The organism is Mycobacterium sp. D16Q16 (genome assembly GCF_002013745.1).
Lineage (GTDB): Bacteria > Actinomycetota > Actinomycetes > Mycobacteriales > Mycobacteriaceae > Mycobacterium.
The window spans coordinates 14,803-30,555 of record NZ_MAEY01000009.1 but is presented as its reverse complement, the minus strand read 5'-3'; the positions used below and the strand labels follow the sequence as shown (position 1 = coordinate 30,555).

General features: G+C 63.6%; 19 protein-coding genes. 10 read left to right on the top strand and 9 right to left on the bottom strand.

All coding sequences use genetic code 11. The features are described from left to right. Positions 1-4: 4 nt before the first annotated feature. The 4 genes from biuH to B4394_RS25165 all read right to left on the bottom strand — a co-directional run bounded on the left by biuH (position 5) and on the right by B4394_RS25165 (position 3,430). Positions 5-727, bottom strand: coding sequence for a biuret amidohydrolase (gene biuH / locus B4394_RS10525; protein WP_078314984.1), 723 nt, complete (start codon positions 725-727; stop codon positions 5-7). Beyond that, the gene (locus B4394_RS10520; protein ID WP_078314983.1) at positions 724-2,049 is read right to left on the bottom strand and encodes a cytosine permease; all 1,326 of its coding nucleotides are present in this window, start codon (positions 2,047-2,049) and stop codon (positions 724-726) included. Before B4394_RS10520 ends, biuH begins: the two co-directional genes overlap by 4 nt. 90 nt (positions 2,050-2,139) lie before the next feature. Next, the gene (locus B4394_RS10515) at positions 2,140-3,270 is read right to left on the bottom strand and encodes a YeiH family protein (protein ID WP_078314982.1); all 1,131 of its coding nucleotides are present in this window, start codon (positions 3,268-3,270) and stop codon (positions 2,140-2,142) included. A 4-nt stretch (positions 3,271-3,274) separates the two neighbouring features. Beyond that, the gene (locus B4394_RS25165; protein WP_139360106.1) at positions 3,275-3,430 is read right to left on the bottom strand and encodes a hypothetical protein; all 156 of its coding nucleotides are present in this window, start codon (positions 3,428-3,430) and stop codon (positions 3,275-3,277) included. A 143-nt stretch (positions 3,431-3,573) separates the two neighbouring features. Here B4394_RS25165 and B4394_RS10510 point away from each other — a divergent pair, with 143 nt between their 5' ends. The 4 genes from B4394_RS10510 to B4394_RS10495 all read left to right on the top strand — a co-directional run bounded on the left by B4394_RS10510 (position 3,574) and on the right by B4394_RS10495 (position 7,064). Continuing rightward, complete coding sequence (locus tag B4394_RS10510; RefSeq protein ID WP_078314981.1) at positions 3,574-5,112, top strand: acyl-CoA synthetase; 1,539 nt, start codon at positions 3,574-3,576, stop codon at positions 5,110-5,112. A gap of 110 nt (positions 5,113-5,222) precedes the next feature. Further along, entirely contained in the window at positions 5,223-5,414 is a 192-nt protein-coding gene (locus B4394_RS25370) for a PASTA domain-containing protein (RefSeq protein WP_078309009.1), read from the top strand. A gap of 256 nt (positions 5,415-5,670) precedes the next feature. Continuing rightward, a complete protein-coding gene (locus B4394_RS10500; protein WP_078308817.1) occupies positions 5,671-6,558 on the top strand; it encodes an SDR family NAD(P)-dependent oxidoreductase in 888 nt (295 codons plus the stop codon). 56 nt (positions 6,559-6,614) lie between these two features. Then, the gene (locus tag B4394_RS10495; RefSeq protein WP_078308816.1) at positions 6,615-7,064 is read left to right on the top strand and encodes a pyrimidine dimer DNA glycosylase/endonuclease V; all 450 of its coding nucleotides are present in this window, start codon (positions 6,615-6,617) and stop codon (positions 7,062-7,064) included. Between the two features lie 4 nt (positions 7,065-7,068). Here the strand turns inward: B4394_RS10495 and B4394_RS10490 are convergent, their stop codons facing one another. From B4394_RS10490 to B4394_RS10480, 3 genes are all read right to left on the bottom strand, one after another. Next, on the bottom strand, positions 7,069-7,986 hold the full coding sequence (locus B4394_RS10490; RefSeq protein ID WP_078308815.1) for an SDR family NAD(P)-dependent oxidoreductase: 918 nt from the start codon (positions 7,984-7,986) through the stop codon (positions 7,069-7,071). 209 nt (positions 7,987-8,195) lie between these two features. Next, positions 8,196-9,068, bottom strand: coding sequence for a P1 family peptidase (locus B4394_RS10485; RefSeq protein ID WP_078314980.1), 873 nt, complete (start codon positions 9,066-9,068; stop codon positions 8,196-8,198). 27 nt (positions 9,069-9,095) lie between these two features. Further along, on the bottom strand, positions 9,096-9,845 hold the full coding sequence (locus B4394_RS10480; protein WP_078314979.1) for an SIR2 family NAD-dependent protein deacylase: 750 nt from the start codon (positions 9,843-9,845) through the stop codon (positions 9,096-9,098). 299 nt (positions 9,846-10,144) lie between these two features. Between B4394_RS10480 and B4394_RS10475 the strand changes: the two genes are divergently transcribed. The 4 genes from B4394_RS10475 (at position 10,145) to B4394_RS10460 (ending at position 13,326) form a co-directional block, all read left to right on the top strand. Then, on the top strand, positions 10,145-11,188 hold the full coding sequence (locus B4394_RS10475) for an acyltransferase family protein (RefSeq protein WP_078314978.1): 1,044 nt from the start codon (positions 10,145-10,147) through the stop codon (positions 11,186-11,188). A 120-nt stretch (positions 11,189-11,308) separates the two neighbouring features. After that, positions 11,309-12,223 (top strand): MBL fold metallo-hydrolase, encoded by a 915-nt coding sequence (locus B4394_RS10470; RefSeq protein WP_078314977.1) that lies wholly within the window; start codon positions 11,309-11,311, stop codon positions 12,221-12,223. A gap of 51 nt (positions 12,224-12,274) precedes the next feature. After that, positions 12,275-12,643 carry a SpoIIAA family protein gene (locus B4394_RS10465; protein ID WP_078309008.1) on the top strand — a complete coding sequence of 123 codons (369 nt, stop codon included), beginning with the start codon at positions 12,275-12,277 and terminating at the stop codon, positions 12,641-12,643. A gap of 158 nt (positions 12,644-12,801) precedes the next feature. Beyond that, the gene (locus tag B4394_RS10460; RefSeq protein WP_078314976.1) at positions 12,802-13,326 is read left to right on the top strand and encodes a hypothetical protein; all 525 of its coding nucleotides are present in this window, start codon (positions 12,802-12,804) and stop codon (positions 13,324-13,326) included. Here B4394_RS10460 and B4394_RS10455 read toward each other — a convergent pair whose 3' ends face one another. After that, on the bottom strand, positions 13,327-13,797 hold the full coding sequence (locus B4394_RS10455; protein ID WP_170914899.1) for a MarR family winged helix-turn-helix transcriptional regulator: 471 nt from the start codon (positions 13,795-13,797) through the stop codon (positions 13,327-13,329). It abuts the gene before it with no gap. 83 nt (positions 13,798-13,880) lie between these two features. Here B4394_RS10455 and B4394_RS10450 point away from each other — a divergent pair, with 83 nt between their 5' ends. Together B4394_RS10450 and B4394_RS25155 are read left to right on the top strand one after the other, a co-directional pair. After that, entirely contained in the window at positions 13,881-14,537 is a 657-nt protein-coding gene (locus B4394_RS10450; protein ID WP_078314975.1) for an MspA family porin, read from the top strand. A 9-nt stretch (positions 14,538-14,546) separates the two neighbouring features. Next, positions 14,547-14,867: a hypothetical protein gene (locus B4394_RS25155; RefSeq protein ID WP_139360104.1), complete on the top strand. Its 321-nt coding sequence runs from the start codon at positions 14,547-14,549 to the stop codon at positions 14,865-14,867. A gap of 25 nt (positions 14,868-14,892) precedes the next feature. On the opposite strand, the gene B4394_RS10445 is transcribed toward B4394_RS25155, so the two are convergent. After that, positions 14,893-15,717: an N-acetylmuramoyl-L-alanine amidase-like domain-containing protein gene (locus B4394_RS10445; RefSeq protein WP_502688521.1), complete on the bottom strand. Its 825-nt coding sequence runs from the start codon at positions 15,715-15,717 to the stop codon at positions 14,893-14,895. Positions 15,718-15,753 lie beyond the last annotated feature (36 nt).

Genomic DNA, 15,753 nt, shown 5'->3' with positions numbered 1-15,753 from the left:
TCGCCTATCGCGTGAAGTTGGGTGTAAAGACCCCCTGATCTGCAGGCGCCTGCAGCGCCTCGAGCAGCTGATTCGAGTCCGCAACCGCACCGAACACCCCACCCTGCATGGTCACCATCTTCAGCGCGGCCGCGTGATTTCCGGTATCGGTCGCACCGGTGCAGTCGGACAGGATGAGGCATTCGAAACCCCGGTCATTCGCCTCGCGCATGGTGGTGTGCACGCAGACATCTGTCGTGATACCCGTCAGCACGATGTACCGAATGCCGCGGGTGCGCAACACCAAATCCAGATCAGTCGCATAGAAGGCACCCTTGCCGGGTTTGTCGATGACGGGTTCACCTGGCAGCGGGGCGACCTCCGGCACAATCTGCCAGCCCGGTTCCCCCTGCACCAGGATTCGCCCACAGGGCCCCGCCACACCTATCTCCGCACCAATCCGGGCAGACCGCCACCGTTTGTTGGCCGGGAGGTCTGAGAGATCCGGCCGATGGCCCTCACGGGTGTGGATGATGGTCATCCCGGCTGGGCGCGCCGCCGCGAGCACGCGGGCCGTCGGTTCCAGACCCGCGCGCGTCAATGACAGGTCATATCCCATGGTGTCGACGTACCCACCGGGACCGCAGAAGTCGACCTGCCAGTCGATGCACAACACAGCGGTGTGTGCGGGATCCACGGGACCGTCAAACGGCCATTGGTACGGCTGCGCGTCAACCTGCCCCGTCATGCCGCCTCTCCCCGCTGAGCGATACGGCGTGCCGCGAGATAGACGAGCGCGGCGCTCACCATTCCCACGAGAGCATCCGAAAGCTGGGGCGCCCATAGGTGGGCGGCCAGCGCCGACACCGCGCCCGCCGCCCATGCCCCGAAGGACTCCCCACGAATCGCCGATTCGCGGGCACCGACGCCGAATCGCGGCAATACCAACTGATCAATGATCAGCACAGTCCCTATCGGCGGAACCACCACGCCCAACAGGGTCAGCCACTGCTCGAACTGCGACCACACCCCGAGCACCGCCAACAGCACTCCCACCGACCCCAAGAGGACGGCAAGCAACCGCATCCTGCGGCCGGTGAGCTGACTCCAGCCGACTGCCCCGTTGTACAGACAATGGGTGCAGACCGATCCGAGGTTGACGAAGACGAACACGATGGATACCGGCACCAGCCAGCCGCCGGCATCGATCAGCGCGCCCAGGAAATTGCCACCGTCCGTCGCGGGTGAATGTGCGGCGCCCAGGGCGACGATCACTCCACCGATCACCATGGCAATGCCGTTGCCCACCGGAAAGGCCGCACACGATGCCCAAAATCCTTGTCGGCCACTACGAGACCATCGCGTGAAGTCAGCTGTCATGGTCCCGGAGTCGATGAAGCAGGCAACCACCAGCGTCACCGCGGCACCCATACTCATCGCGGTCGCACCCGCTCCTCCGCTGTAGTCGAAGGCATCCGAGAACGTCGAATGACGCAGAGCCAGAACAATTGCCACCCCACCCAGCAGCAGATACAGCGGGGCGGCGATGAGGCCGATCACCGAGAGCGCACGGATACCGAGCAGCGTTACCGCCACGTAGCCGATGCCCGCGGCCAGGGCGGTCCACCGCGCGTCCCATCCGGCACTGCCGGCCAGCACCGAACCGGTGAGACCCGTCTGGAACGCGAACCAGCCGATCACCACGGTGGCCAAGAACGCAGAAACCACACGATATCCACGGTGGCCGAACGTCCCGATGGCGGTGAGCGCGAAGTTCTTTCCCGTCTTACCAGCCAGGTAGCTCAATGCGCCGACGTAGCCGGTCAGAACCGCGTTGCCGAAGGCAATCGCGAGCATCCCGCGCCAGAAACCCAGCGAGTAGACAATGAGCCCACCAAACACGGCGCAGGTGAGGATCATCGGGAATCCGAGCCACACTGCGGCGACAGACATCAGGCTCCGCCGCGCGCGTGGTGGAACCGGCCCGTTCTCGTACTCGGCGGCTCCTGATTCGGGGGCACCTGTGCGAACTAGGTCGACATCTGCTGGATCAGCGACTTCTGCGGGCATCGACGCACAGGATGCTGACGCAATGTTGCCTGTGCAGTCCGCACCGGTTACGTGCGCGTGACAACGCCCCGCGCGCCGGTACCTCCGGATCTATACGTGCGCTCCCCACCCGAACACCCGTGAGGTCAACAGAACCAGGCCCAGAGATACCGCCGCCACGACCACGAGACCGATCACCGCGACCACGAGCGGGCGCCAGCCGCTGCGGGCGATCTCGCGGAAGTTGGTGTTCAGTCCCACCCCGGCGAAGGTCAACAGGAAGGCCCACTTCGAGACGTTCACGAGGTTGTTGACTTGGCCCTTGGTCAGCCATCCGAGGGTGACCACGGTGGATACCGCCAGGAAGCCCAGCACGAACTTCGGGAACTTGTCCCATACGAACGCGGCCTTGGCCTTGATCCCCGGCGCGAGCGTGTCTGCCTCACCACGAGCCGCCCAGTACAGCGCGAACCCGAGCACCACGAATCCGATGAGCGCGTTGCGCGTGGACTTGACCACCGTCGCGATGTCACCGGCATGCTCGGAGTAGATACGTCCGGTGGCGACGGTCTCAGCGGTGTTGTCGACGGCCAGGCCGGCCCACAGACCGAACTCGTAATCGGTCAGGCCGAGCCCGTGGCCGATCGCCGGCAGAGTGAACAGCGCCACCGCGCCGAGCGCGAGAATGGCGGCGATGGCATAGCTGACGTCCGAATTGCGCGCCCGGATGGCGCCTTTGGCCGCGATGATGGCCGACACCCCGCAGATCGAGGTTCCGATGGACAGCAGCGATCCCAGCTTGCCGCTCAGCCCAAACCATTTGGCCGCCAGCAGAATAATGGTGCCCGCCACCGTCATGTCGATCAGGATCTGCACCAGGCTGGTACCGCCCAGTTTGAGAACATCACCCAGAACGAATCGTGCACCCAGCGCGACGATGCCGATCTTGAGCCAGAACTCGTACGTCTGTACGCCGGGCCGGAAGATGCGGTGCAACCCGATGGTATTGGTGATCAGCAGGCCAATCACGATGGCCCACAACACGTATTCAATGTCTGGGACGGTCCAATGCTGCGCCTTCGCCAGGTCTTTCCACCAGATCTGCGCATACTTGCCCAGCAGGCCCACGCCGATGAGCAGCAGGATGCCGGGTATGTAGTCGAGAGGACGGCTGGAGGTGAAGCTCGCCTCGGGGTTTTCGTACGCCTCGTCGGCGGACTGCGTCTCGGTCTTTGAAGTCATCGGGTCACCACGGAATCTTGGGCAGCACATTGGCCGCCGCGAGTAGGGCGATCACACCGGCGATGATGGTTGCCCACCAGTCGACGCCGATGCGCACGATGAGAGAGGTTGCGGGCTGGCCATCAGCAGGTGCCGTGGCGCCGGACTGTTCGTCGGTCACGGACCAGAATCTTCGTGGGGCGCCACCAGGCTCACAAGACATCCGCTCGTATTGAGTCGAGGCGGGGCGCGGCATCAAACTTGACACCCTGTCAAGTACAGTCGACGACGCCCGCAGACAACGCCGTCGGAAGGTCCTCGTCCGTGTATCCAGGTACCCATGCCGCCCAGTTCCCCGACAAGCCCGCCGTCGTGATGGCAGGCTCCGGACTCACGCTCACCTACGGAGACTTGGACGAGCAGTCCCGGCGGCTTGCCCGGCATTGGTATGACAGCGGGCTGCGCACGGGCGATCATGTCGCTCTGCTCAGTGACAACGTCCCCGAGGTGTTCGTCGTGTATTGGGCGGCCCTGCGGTCGGGCCTCTACATCACCGCGGTGAATCATCATCTGGCCCCCGCGGAAATCAGCTACATCATCAACGACTCCGGATCCACAGCACTCGTCGCCTCCGCTGGTGTGCGGGAACAGGCGGCAGCGCTTCTCGGGGATATCCCGGCAGTGAGGCTGCGTCTCGCTTTCGGCGGAGAAGTGACCGGCTACGACTCGTACGAAGACGCCCTCGCCGGCGCCGCTCCCGAACCGTTGCCCTCCCAGCCCGCGGGATCGGACATGTTGTATTCCTCGGGAACCACTGGGCGCCCTAAGGGAATCAAGATGCCGCTGACGGACCGGCAAGTCGACGAGCCCAGCCCGCTGTCCATGCTCTTCGCACACCTGTACGGCTTCGACACCGACACGGTCTACCTGTCCCCCGCTCCCGCGTATCACGCCGCCCCCCTGCGCTTCTCCGGTTTCGTGCAATCGATGGGCGGCACCGTGGTGGTGATGGAGCGTTTCGATCCCGAGGCCGCCCTGGCCGCGATCGGGCGATACCGCATCACCCACAGCCAGTGGGTGCCCACGATGTTCGTGCGGATGCTTAAGTTGCCCAAGGAAATCCGTGATCAGTACGACGTCTCCACCCTGAAGGTCGCAATCCACGCCGCCGCGCCATGCCCGGTCGAGGTCAAGCATTCGATGATCGACTGGTGGGGACCGATCCTCTACGAGTACTACTCGTCGACCGAAGGCAACGGCGTCACATTTATCGACTGCGAGAACTGGCTCAAACGCCCGGGTTCGGTCGGCAGCCCCGCGCTCGGAGTGCTGCACATCTGCGACGAAGAGGGTGCCGAACTGCCCACCAGCGAGGCCGGGCTGGTGTACTTCGAACGCGAGGAGCTGCCGTTCGCGTATCACAATGACGACGAAAAGACCCGTAGCGCTTGCCATCCCAAGCACAGCACCTGGACGACGACGGGCGATATCGGGTACGTCGACGAGGACGGATTCCTGTATCTCACCGACCGCAAGGCGTTCATGATCATCTCCGGGGGCGTCAACATCTACCCCCAGGAGATCGAGAATTCCCTGGCACTACACCCTGAGGTGTTGGATGTCGCCGTCATCGGGGTGCCCGATGCCGAGATGGGTGAATCGGTCAAGGCTGTCGTACAGCCCGCCGACTCGTCAGCAGATCAGGACGCTCTCGCCGCCGAGCTCACCGAGTTCCTGCGCGAACGCGTCGCCCGATACAAGGTGCCCCGCAGCTTTGACTTCACCGATACCCTTCCGCGCACCCCCACCGGTAAGCTGGCCAAAGGACTGCTGCGCCAGAAGTATTGGGAAGGGGCTCGATGAGAATAGTGGCCGCGATCTGCATCGCCGGGGGGCTGCTCGCAGGATGCTCGACACCCGCCACTCAGGAAGGACCATCGAGTACCACCGCCCCATCGATTCAACCGGGCATCATGCCCCAGCTGGTCGGGTTGCAGTGGACCGACGTGAACCCGATTTTGCGCAAGTTGGGCAGAGTGAGCGTCGCGACCAAAGAGGTTCCGGTCAACGACGCCAATCAGAAATCCCGGATCGTCACGCAAGATCCCGCGGCCGGAGCTCACCTTGAGCCGGGCGCCAAGATCACTCTGACCTTCGGAATCTAACGCACGGCAACACTATTCACGTGTTGCCTCCCTCGCCGCCCCTGGCGGGCGCGAGAATGACATGCATTGCCCGGCGGTCTGTTGTCTGACCATTCGACCCCTCACGGCGAGCTACTGACGGAGTCCCGGGCCCGCGCGAGTAGCTCCCCCGTGGGTCCATCGGCGCCCTTGACATGGCAGCACCCAGTTGTAATGCTCACAGCATTCGCATGCTGCATGTATCTGAATGTGATGAGTTCACTCAATGAGGAGGGTCATGAGCACGTATCCAGATCGCCCCATCGCCGGTTCGCGGATCGTCATCACCGGTGCGACCAATGGGATTGGGAAGGAGATTGCCCGTGCACTGGTGCGGCGCGGTGCGCTGCTGACGCTCCTTGCCAGAGACCCCGACAAGGCCGCCCAAACCGTCCGTGAACTGGCGGCCGAGAACGGCGCGATCACGGCGCCGGAGTACATCCAGGCCGATCTTGCCGACCTCGATTCGGTGCGCGCGGCAGCCCGCGAAATCGCCGAGACACACCCCCGAATCAACACGCTGGTGAACAACGCCGGCATGCACTCCCTATCGGGCAAGCCCAGCGTGGACGGCTTTGACCTGATGACGGCAACCAACCACCTTGGGCCGTTTCTGTTGACCAACCTGCTGCTCGAGCCAATCATCGCCACAGGTCAGGCGCGCATTGTCATCACCGCGTCCGAGGCGCACCGATCGTGGCCACGCATCGACCTGGACCGATTCGCAGAGCCACGCCGCTACCACGCGGTCGGCTCCGAGGTCCGGTACGGGCAGTCCAAGCTGATGAATATCTTGTTCACCCAGGAACTCGCGCGGCGGCTGGAGGGCACCGGCGTGACGGCCAATTGCTTTTGCCCGGGCATGGTCTCGAGCGGCCTGGTTCGGGACAGTCGCATCCTCACTACGGCGGCAAGCCTGGCCTCCCGTACACCGTTCGTGCGCCGCCCCGATCAGGGAGCCCGGATGGGCATCCGGTTGGTGCTCGATGATGACCTCGCGACGGTCAGCGGAAAGTTCTTCACATCGACCCCCGGCCTCGGCGTGCTGCCCGCCGTCCGGATCCGTTCGAACCAGCAGACACAAGAAGAGCTGTGGCGACGGTCGCGCGAGTTGGTGAATCTGTAGAACCGCCACCTCAATACTGTGTGGCCCGCCCAGCCGTCTTCGGGTACAGAGAAGGCATGCGACTGTGGTCTCTCCATCCATGCAACCTCGATGCCAAGGGGCTGGTCGCGTGCTGGCGGGAAACACTCCTGGCCCAAAAGGTGTTGCAAGGACGCACGCGCGGATACCGTAACCACCCGCAGCTGCACCGGTTCAGATCGCTGGAACAGCCGCTCGACGGAATCGGCGCATACCTGGTCGGCCTCGTCGATGAGGCCGACCGGCGCGGTTATCGGTTTAACCGGGAATTGATCGGTGTGCCCGCCGCCGCGCTCGAACCGTTGATCAATGTTCATCGCGGACAGCTGGACTACGAACGATGGCTTCTGGATATCAAACTGACGCAACGTGATCCGTCCTTCCTCGCGGTCGACAACCCGTCGAGGCTGTGCCCCCATCCCATCTTCCGGGCAGTACGTGGTGAGATCGAAAGTTGGGAGAAGGTCCTGCCCTCCTACCCCGCGTGAGGTGTTACGTCGCGGAAAGGTTTGCCGCATAGAGCGCGAGTTCGTCACCGACGTTGGCGATGGTGACGGCTCCATCCGTTTCCATCGCCGCCTTGAATGTGTCGCGCACCTTTTCGATGGTGAGCTGCGCTGAGGTAACCCCCTGCGCTTCACCGAGGAAGACCCGCGCGAATCTCCCGCCGCCGGCACTGAAGCTAATACCGGAACAGGGCACATCTTCGGACACCAGAAAGACCGCGACCGGTGCGACGGCTCCTGCGGGAAACGTCTCGCGAAGCCAGCTGAGCGCCGGTTCGGGCATGTTCTCCACCATCCGCGTGAATCCGACCGGAAGCAGTGCGTTCACCTTGATGCCGTACGCCGGTCCTGCCAGCCCGAGATTGGTAGTCATACCAACCATTCCGGCCTTGGCGGTGGGATAGGTGCAGGCCTCGCCCTGCCCGAACATGCTGCCGGAGGAGATGTTCAGGATCCGTCCGTATCCCTGAGCGACCATCGCCTTCCACGCCGGACGCAACACGTTGAACGGTCCAAGCAGCTGAACGCCGAGCACGGTGTCGACGTCCTCGTCGGTGAGCTCGGCGAATGTCTTGATGGGCCCAATGATTCCCGCGTTATTGATGACGATGTCGACTCGCCCCCACGCGTCCAGCGCGGTACCCACGATGGCGCGTCCACCATCTCCTGTGGCGACGGTGTTCGTGTCCGCGATCGCTTCACCGCCAAGCGCGTGAATCTCGGCGACCACCGAACTGGCAGGGGTATCAGAGTTACCCGTGCCGAGAAGCTCGTCGGGCGTTCCGATGTCGTTGACCACGACCTTGGCCCCCCGGCCCGCCAGCAGCAGCGCGTATTCGCGCCCGAGCCCGCCGCCCGCACCGGTCACGATCGCCACCCGCCCGTCGAATCGGATGTCATTCATTGACTGCTCCATTCATCGCGACGTTGAGCCGAATCACCGCCTCGGCAGTTACGTTATCTGAAATAACGTAACCCATGCAAGGGCGAGCTTGGGCGCGCGGAGGTCTGGGGCGCGACTGCGGTAGACCACCGGCTAATGCCCGACTATGAGCGACAAGCTTGCCTCGAAGCTTCGGCCTGTCGCTCGTAGCCGGGCACCTATGTGCGCGTTTAGCCCGAACGAATCGCGCGCGCCACTGCGTCGAGGGCCATCAACCGCACCACATCGACATGGGCCGGCACCTGCCCGGTCGCGGCGACCACGAAGGCGTCACCGTCAAATCGCGTGTGCGGCGGCGTGATCGCACGCGATAGCCCGTCGTGTGCGCCCTGGCTGACGATATGGCAGCTCACCTTGTCGAGCTGGGCGTTGGTGATGACCACGCCAATTGTGGTGTGCTGACGTGAGTCGCCAAACCCGAAAACCTCGGACAGGGCGGCCACCGGATCCAGCGATACGTCCTGCCCACCCAGGTCGATGTCACCGTAGGCGTTCACGGCCACCAGCGCGCCGACGATCACCCCCTGTGCGGCAACCTCCGCGTACCGGATGCCGCCATGCCGGCGCCCGTCTGGGCCGCGCCAGTGCGAGGTGTAGGCACCGGTACCCGCGCCGACCCGCCCGACCTGGAAGTGCTGCCCCTCGACCGAGTTTCGTGCCGCCGCGTATCCGTCGTCCGCGGACGGCCGAACGGATGACGCTCCAACCGCCAGATCGAACAACGCGAGCGTGGGGATCACCGGGACAAGCCCGCCGGGTGTCGGCACTCCCCTGCCCGACTCCTCGAAGAACCGCATGGCGCCGTCGGCGGCCGCGAGCCCGAAGGCGGAACCGCCCGTCAGTACCACCGCGTCGATCGCGACGACCGACTTGTCGGGAGCCAACGCGGCCAGCTCGCGGGAGGCGGGCGCACCGCCGCGCACCTCACAGGACGCGCACGTACCCGGCGGCAGGGATATGACGGTACAGCCGGTCTCGGCCGCCTCATTGGTCCAGTGCCCCACACCTACCCGAGGGATGCCGATGCTTCGCGTGTTTCCCATACAGCCCAACGGTACTCAGCCCGTCCGCTACAACGAAAGCGCCTCCACCAGAGCCGGCAGCGCAGTGGCAGCCGTGGCCCGCCAGACGAGATCCGCACGGTCGGACAGGTCGGTCTCCTGTGGGTTGATCTCGACAACCGTCGCCCCGCGACTCAGCGCCAGCTGCGGCAGCCCAGCCGCCGGATACACGATGCCGGAGGTCCCGATGAGCAGCATCAATTCACAGTTCTGCGCATGCGCGACGGCATGGCCGAACTCGACCTCCGGCAGCATCTCACCGAACCACACGATGCTCGGCCGGACTTTTCCGCCGCAGTCACACTCGGGTGGTGCTACTCGCTCGGATTCGGGAGCAGCGATGCTCACGTCGAAACCGGTCAGGCAGATGTCGCAATGTGATTTGAGCAGGCTGCCGTGAACGTGGGTGACCTCCGCGCTGCCCGCGCGCTCGTGAAGGTCATCGACGTTCTGGGTGACGATCCGGACGTCGCGATGAGATCCCCACTGCGCCAGCGCGCGGTGACCGTCGTTGGGCTGCACCGCCATCAGCTGAATACGCCGATTCTGGTACCACGCCCATACCAGCCCGGCGTCCTCGTTCCACGCTTCCGGCGTTGCCAGAGTCATCGGGTCGTACTTCGACCACAGTCCTGTCTGGGCATCGCGGAACGTCGGCAACCCACTCTCCGCGGACATGCCTGCGCCGGTGAGCACCGTGACGGTGCGCGCTTTCGTCGCTGCCGCCAACAGTGCGTCGGGGACCTGTACCTGTCTCATCGAACAAATTCTCGCCCATATCGACTATTCGGATCAAAAATGGGCATTTTCCAATTATCTGGCCCCGAAATCGACATCCGTGATCTTGATTGGGCGTATGGTGCGCTCATCACGATCACGAGGGGGCCTACATGGCTGCACCAGGTTGGTATGCCGGTCCGCCAGGAAGATTCGTAGCGATCCACGCCAGACGCTAGATCACGACGGGTCCGGGCCACCACAACGGGCGCGAGCATCCACCACATAGTTCGATAACGCCACTCTTCTGGGTAAGCAGCTAGGTCTACGCAGGGGGTCTCATGACTCTCGGACAAGCATTCGATCCTCGACAGAACGCGCTCAACGCGTGGCGACTCGCGTTGGCGACGACTGTCATCTTGTGGCATTCCTGGCCGCTGACGGGACACCGACTGCCCTTCCCCGCGTACGAAGGGCTGCTCGCGCAGGTAGGAGTCGACGGCTTTTTTGCGTTGTCGGGGTTCCTCATCACCGCGAGCTGGATGCGACATCCCAGTCCGCGTGACTACTTCGTCGCCCGCGCGTTGCGTATCTTCCCCGGATTGTGGGTATGCCTGGCGATTACCGCGTTCATCATCGCGCCCATGAGCGTCGCCATCCAGGGCGGCTCCGCAGCGAGATTGATGGGTTCCCTTAAACCGCTTGAGTACTTCCTCAACAACGCCGTACTGAATGTGTTCTACGGCGGTATCGATGGAACACCACGCGACATCCCGTGGCCGGGCATTTGGAACGGGTCTATCTGGACACTCATCTTCGAATTCGTCTGCTACATAGCGGTAGCCGTCTTGGGAGTGCTGGGGATGCTCAAGCGGCGCTGGGTCATTCCCGCCGCGTTTATGTTGTTCCTCTGCGCCGCAGCATATCTGTCGTACCCGGTCTTCGCGATGGAGACCATTCCGCAGATGGTGGCACGGTTTGCGCTGATGTTCGCGGCAGGGGCACTGTTGTACCAGTATCGAGACGTCCTCCCCGCCCGATGGCCTCTCGTCGCGATATGTGTTGGCGTTCTTGCACTCTCCGGGCTGACCCACAACTATCGAGTCATTGGCGCGCTGCCGCTGGCATACGTGGTGATCGCCTCCGGCGCCCTCATTCACGACAGAAGGCTCAACCTACGTAACGACCTGTCCTACGGCGTCTACATCTACGCCTTTCCCATCCAGCAGCTGTTGGCCGTCGCGGGACTCGCAGTGCTACCGCCATTCCTGTTCTTCTTGATTGCCACTGCGGTGACTCTGCCGCTGGCGGCGCTGAGCTGGTTCGCCGTCGAAAAACATGCGATGGCACTTAAGGCTCGGTTCAGGCGCACGCCCGTGCCCTGACGGAAGCAGCTGTCGTAGGGGCCGATCACGGACTACGGACTTCCAAGGGTTCGCATCGACGTCCGGGCCGCAAAGCTGATCTTGATCGGAACCCAGCCCACACAGCCAGCAGGAGAAGACATGACCTTGGACAACACCACACACCTCGGCGGCCTCGGGGTGGACGAGTTGGTTCCCTCGCGGTACGCGGTAGACGTCGGCGATATCGAGGTGCTGGTGATCAGCGATGGAGTGCTGCCGATTACCGCCTCGACATTGGCCACCAATGCCGACCCGGCCGAGCTGGCAGGCTGGCTCGATGGCATGTTCCTGCCGCCCGAGGTCGTGGACTGGCCACTCAATGTTGTCATGGTGCGTAGCGGCGACCAGACCATTCTCGTCGACGCCGGGCTGGGTCTCGAATTCCCGGACTTCCCGCGAGCGGGGCAGACGGTCGCGCGATTGGAGGCCGCCGGCGTCGATCTGGCGTCCGTGACTGACGTGGTGCTCACCCATATGCACATGGACCACGTCGGTGGGCTGCTCACAGAGGGTCTGAAGCAACGGCTGCGTCCGAACCTACGGGTCCACGCGGCGACCGCAGAAGCCGAGTTCTGGGTGGCACCCGATTTCTCGCGCGTCACCATGCCGGAGCCGATTCCGGACGTGTTGCGCAGGGTCGCCACGCAGTTCTTGGACCGCTATCACGGCCAGCTGCAGACGTTTGAGACGGAGCACGAGGTGGCCCCGGGAGTGCTCATCTCCCGCACTGGTGGTCACACCCCCGGGCACAGCCTGGTCCGTCTGGAGTCACGCGGGCATAAGCTGACGTTCGCGGGAGATGCCGTGTTTGCACCCGGGTTCGATAACCCGGAGTGGCACAACGGCTTTGAGCATGATCCCGAGGAGGCCGCCCGGGTGCGAGTGCACCTCTTGCGGGAGCTGGCATCGACCGGCGAGGCGATGGTGGCCACCCATCTGCCCTTCCCATCCGTGTGTCATGTGGCCACTGCGGGCGACGCGTTCCGCTGCATACCGGCCACCTGGGATTACTGACCCGTTACCGACGGCCCTTGCGTGGCTCTCAAAGATTGGCACGATGGAACGGTGATCGAAACATTGACCGATATGCCCGAGGGCGTAGTCGGATTCCGCGTCTCCGGCAAGTTGGCCGGCGGCGAGCTACGCGAGTTCGCACCGACTATCGAACAATCACTGACATCCGACGAGCTACGGATCGTTGAGGTCATCGCGAGCGACTACGAAGGCTTTGGCCCCGGTGGGCTCGCCGAAGACCTGAAGCTGGGCTTCGGGATGCTTTTCCAGCATCATTCGGCCTTCAAGAAGATCGCGGTGGTGACCGACAAGGAATGGGTAGCGCACACCTTGCACGCGCTCGCGTGGATGGTTCCCGGTGAGATCGCGTTGTTCGGCCTCGACGAGCTGGATCGCGCGAAAACGTGGGCCGCACGCTGACACCACAAGCCGAAATCGGGTAGTGCACTACTCGCGCCCACAGCCTCCCTGAGTCCATACCGTCGCATCACCAACGTTCGGCCGGAAACGAGACCAGATCTGCAGCAACGGCCCTGCGCTGGAAGGACATTCATCCAGTGACGGAAGGCGTGTGCACCATGGTCCTCATTCCGAACTTCGAAAGTCAGTCGCACTTCTTTACTCCGGCGGCGCTGGCGGTCAACGAACAACAGCCGGCCTCGATCGCCGATCAGCGCTTCGTCTTCCAGACAAACGGCGTGGCCATCGTCAACATGCCCGGACAAAGCAGCGTCGACTGGTCGCGGAACCAAGCGTTGATCTCCCCGAACATGAGCGATGCGTTCAAGGCGATCACGACGCGGCACAACATCCCCATTCCGGCAGGGGCCTTCCCATGGTTCCAGGTGGACAGCGCCATTCCCTTCGCGACCCTGAGTTCGATCTTCGATCGGCATCAGGCGATAGACGCGGGATTCGCCGTCGACCGTTGGCGTTTCCGGACACGGACCGGCATCGGACTGCAAGCCGGGCAGACGCTCCAAAGTCTGTTCGACGGCCTGCTCGTAGATTTGGCCGTCCGCGACAGCGACGCGGTGATCCACCGAATCAGCTACCACATCACGGTGCAGGGCAGAATCCGGTTCGTCACCGGCCTCACCTGATCAATCCCCGTCGACCCCGGCGTCCCCGGACTCCGCCAGGAAAGCCTTTTCGAGCAGGACGAACAGTTCACATCGCTGCGTTGGACTCAAGGCGGATAGCACCCGGGCCTCTGCCCCCCTGAGCGCCTCGACTATCTCGGCGTACCGGCGCTTTCCGAGCGGAGTCATGACCACATCGTGGCGGCGGCGGTCCTCCGGGGACCGCTGCCGCTCGATGAAGCCAACAGCTTCCAGATCGTTCAGAAGCCCGACCATCGTGGTCTTGTCTACCCGCAAGGCGTCGGCGAGGTCCGCCTGCGACTGCTTACCGGCCGCGTCCAAGACGTTGAGCACACCCATATGCAGTAGCCGCAGTGCGTGCTCACCCAGTACGGCAGCCACTTCGACATGCATACGACGCAGAAGGATCTCGAACAGTGGGCCGAACAACCCCGCTGGCCTGGGGTGATCCTCCGGCGGGAACTCGGTCATGGCCCAACAGTACATCAATCTTGATCATCTGCTTTAATCAAATCGTTAGTCTTAATCAAACGATTTGATGAAAGGTAGCCATCATGGATGGATCGAAGCGCTCCGGTTGGATCGCCGGGGCGACCGCGGTGGCGATCGGGTGCGCCCTCGCGACATCGGCATCCGGCTGGGCCGCGCCTGTCGAGATGGCCCCGCAATCCAGCCAGCGGACAACCTTCGACGGCTGGAACCTGTCAGTTGCTCTCTCGGGCGAGGTGATCAACGCGGTCGCGAACCTTGCCGGTGCGCAGAACTCTCGCGAGGCGTTCATGACACTGTCCGCGCAGGCGAACATCGGCGGCCATGGCAGCAATCCCGTCACCGCGGCCAACTTCGTCGCGGGTTACCAAGTCGGCTGCCAGATCGACGTGTCACAGGGTCTTCAGATTGGCGGCACGGGGCAGTTGGCGGGATCGGTCGGGGCCACCATCAGCGGCCAGCCGGGAGTGCAGGTGGGCGGCACGGGGGCGATCGGCGGCTTTGTGCAGACCGACCTGCAGCCAGGCGTGATCACCACCGTCGCGATGGGCACCATGCCGGTGACGGCAGGTGTAGGGCGACTGGATATGCAAGACGTCCACCTGAAAGTGGATGCCTGCGGCGGGCCAGTGACAGTGCGCTCCTATGCGACGTTCGCGGTCGCGAGTGCGGTTCAACAAACACAACTGTCCGTCTACGGCGACCCCTACGTCCTGAACTAGGAGCGATAGATGTTTCTGTTCAACACAATTCCCCGGCATGGCAGTGCCACCTTGCTCGTGGTCACCGCATTGCTGTCGTTCACGGGTTCGGGCACCGCACACGCCGACCCCGGCCCGATAACGCCCCCACCCCCACCAGTGATCGGGGCGTTGCAGTACGGGCCACCGGGATACCCTGCGGCGATCGGAGTTCCGCTGCTACCTCCAGGACGCTCGGGAGTATCCGTATCGGCGGACACCCTGAACCCCGCAGCACCGGCCCCGGCCAACGCCGCTCGCGGGATCTCTGGAGTACAGACGTCGGCCGATTCCCTGAGCCCCACTCCTTAGTCAGGGGCGAGCGCCGGTGCACACCTCATCGAGTCGGCCGCAGCACAACAATTCCCGGGACCGTACCCAGATACTCCCGCAGCGGCGTATCGACGACTTGGTTGTTGGCCCGCAAGGACGAGGCGTTGCGCAATACCGGCCCACCCGGTGTGTGCAGGAAGATTCCTACATGCGTGACGTCGAGCCCGCCGGCCGTCGCGTAGGCACCGAGGTAGTCACCGTCGTGAAGATTGGCGATGACACCATCGGACACACGGGCACTCGGCAAGTAGGCGACCGTGCGCGGCCGTGGCGGAAGCCCCGGTAGATAACTGCCGCCGGAATCCTTCAGGTTGAGCGTCTTGGCGACTTGCTCCGCAGGCGCCCCGAGGCTTGCCGTCACATCGGTGGCGTTAACGGGCGCATCGGCAGCCCAATCGGTGAAGAAGTGACGGCGCTGCGCGAAGCTGACATCGCCTCCGCGATAACGGATCTGCGTCAGCTGGGCGATGAAATCGGCGCTGTTACCGGACCGCTTCAGTGCTTCGACATAGTCGGCATATGTGAAGCAGTCCACGCGAGTGAGTTCTACGACCAACTGCTCAGGGACGGAGGCTGATCCGATCAGGGTGTCGGCGCCGTACGGCACATGCAGAAAAAGGGCCGACACCGCGGCACTCAGCCCCGCGGGATTCTGGGCCGCAAGGCGGTTGCGCTCAGCGAGCAGCCCTTGGAGTCGGCGTTCGTTCTCCGGGCTGATATGCACGGCGTCGGCCGAGGCAGCAGGTGCGCACAGCGCACATATCAGTGCGAGTAATACGAACAAGCTGTAACCACGTCGTAGTGGAGTTCGTCGCATTGTCGAGGTCACGACCTGATGCCCTTCATCTCCAAGTCCCGGACAATC

What these genes read in the sequence shown, in the direction of transcription:
- biuH (WP_078314984.1), bottom strand. Translation starts at nt 727, where the DNA reads ATGACGGGGCAGGTTGACGCGCAGCCGTACCAATGGCCGTTTGACGGT.
- B4394_RS10520 (WP_078314983.1), bottom strand. Translation starts at nt 2,049, where the DNA reads ATGCCCGCAGAAGTCGCTGATCCAGCAGATGTCGACCTAGTTCGCACA.
- B4394_RS10515 (WP_078314982.1), bottom strand. Translation starts at nt 3,270, where the DNA reads ATGACTTCAAAGACCGAGACGCAGTCCGCCGACGAGGCGTACGAAAAC.
- B4394_RS25370 (WP_078309009.1), top strand. Translation starts at nt 5,223, where the DNA reads ATGCCCCAGCTGGTCGGGTTGCAGTGGACCGACGTGAACCCGATTTTG.
- B4394_RS10500 (WP_078308817.1), top strand. Translation starts at nt 5,671, where the DNA reads ATGAGCACGTATCCAGATCGCCCCATCGCCGGTTCGCGGATCGTCATC.
- B4394_RS10495 (WP_078308816.1), top strand. Translation starts at nt 6,615, where the DNA reads ATGCGACTGTGGTCTCTCCATCCATGCAACCTCGATGCCAAGGGGCTG.
- B4394_RS10490 (WP_078308815.1), bottom strand. Translation starts at nt 7,986, where the DNA reads ATGAATGACATCCGATTCGACGGGCGGGTGGCGATCGTGACCGGTGCG.
- B4394_RS10485 (WP_078314980.1), bottom strand. Translation starts at nt 9,068, where the DNA reads ATGGGAAACACGCGAAGCATCGGCATCCCTCGGGTAGGTGTGGGGCAC.
- B4394_RS10480 (WP_078314979.1), bottom strand. Translation starts at nt 9,845, where the DNA reads ATGAGACAGGTACAGGTCCCCGACGCACTGTTGGCGGCAGCGACGAAA.
- B4394_RS10475 (WP_078314978.1), top strand. Translation starts at nt 10,145, where the DNA reads ATGACTCTCGGACAAGCATTCGATCCTCGACAGAACGCGCTCAACGCG.
- B4394_RS10470 (WP_078314977.1), top strand. Translation starts at nt 11,309, where the DNA reads ATGACCTTGGACAACACCACACACCTCGGCGGCCTCGGGGTGGACGAG.
- B4394_RS10460 (WP_078314976.1), top strand. Translation starts at nt 12,802, where the DNA reads ATGGTCCTCATTCCGAACTTCGAAAGTCAGTCGCACTTCTTTACTCCG.
- B4394_RS10455 (WP_170914899.1), bottom strand. Translation starts at nt 13,797, where the DNA reads ATGACCGAGTTCCCGCCGGAGGATCACCCCAGGCCAGCGGGGTTGTTC.
- B4394_RS10450 (WP_078314975.1), top strand. Translation starts at nt 13,881, where the DNA reads ATGGATGGATCGAAGCGCTCCGGTTGGATCGCCGGGGCGACCGCGGTG.
- B4394_RS25155 (WP_139360104.1), top strand. Translation starts at nt 14,547, where the DNA reads ATGTTTCTGTTCAACACAATTCCCCGGCATGGCAGTGCCACCTTGCTC.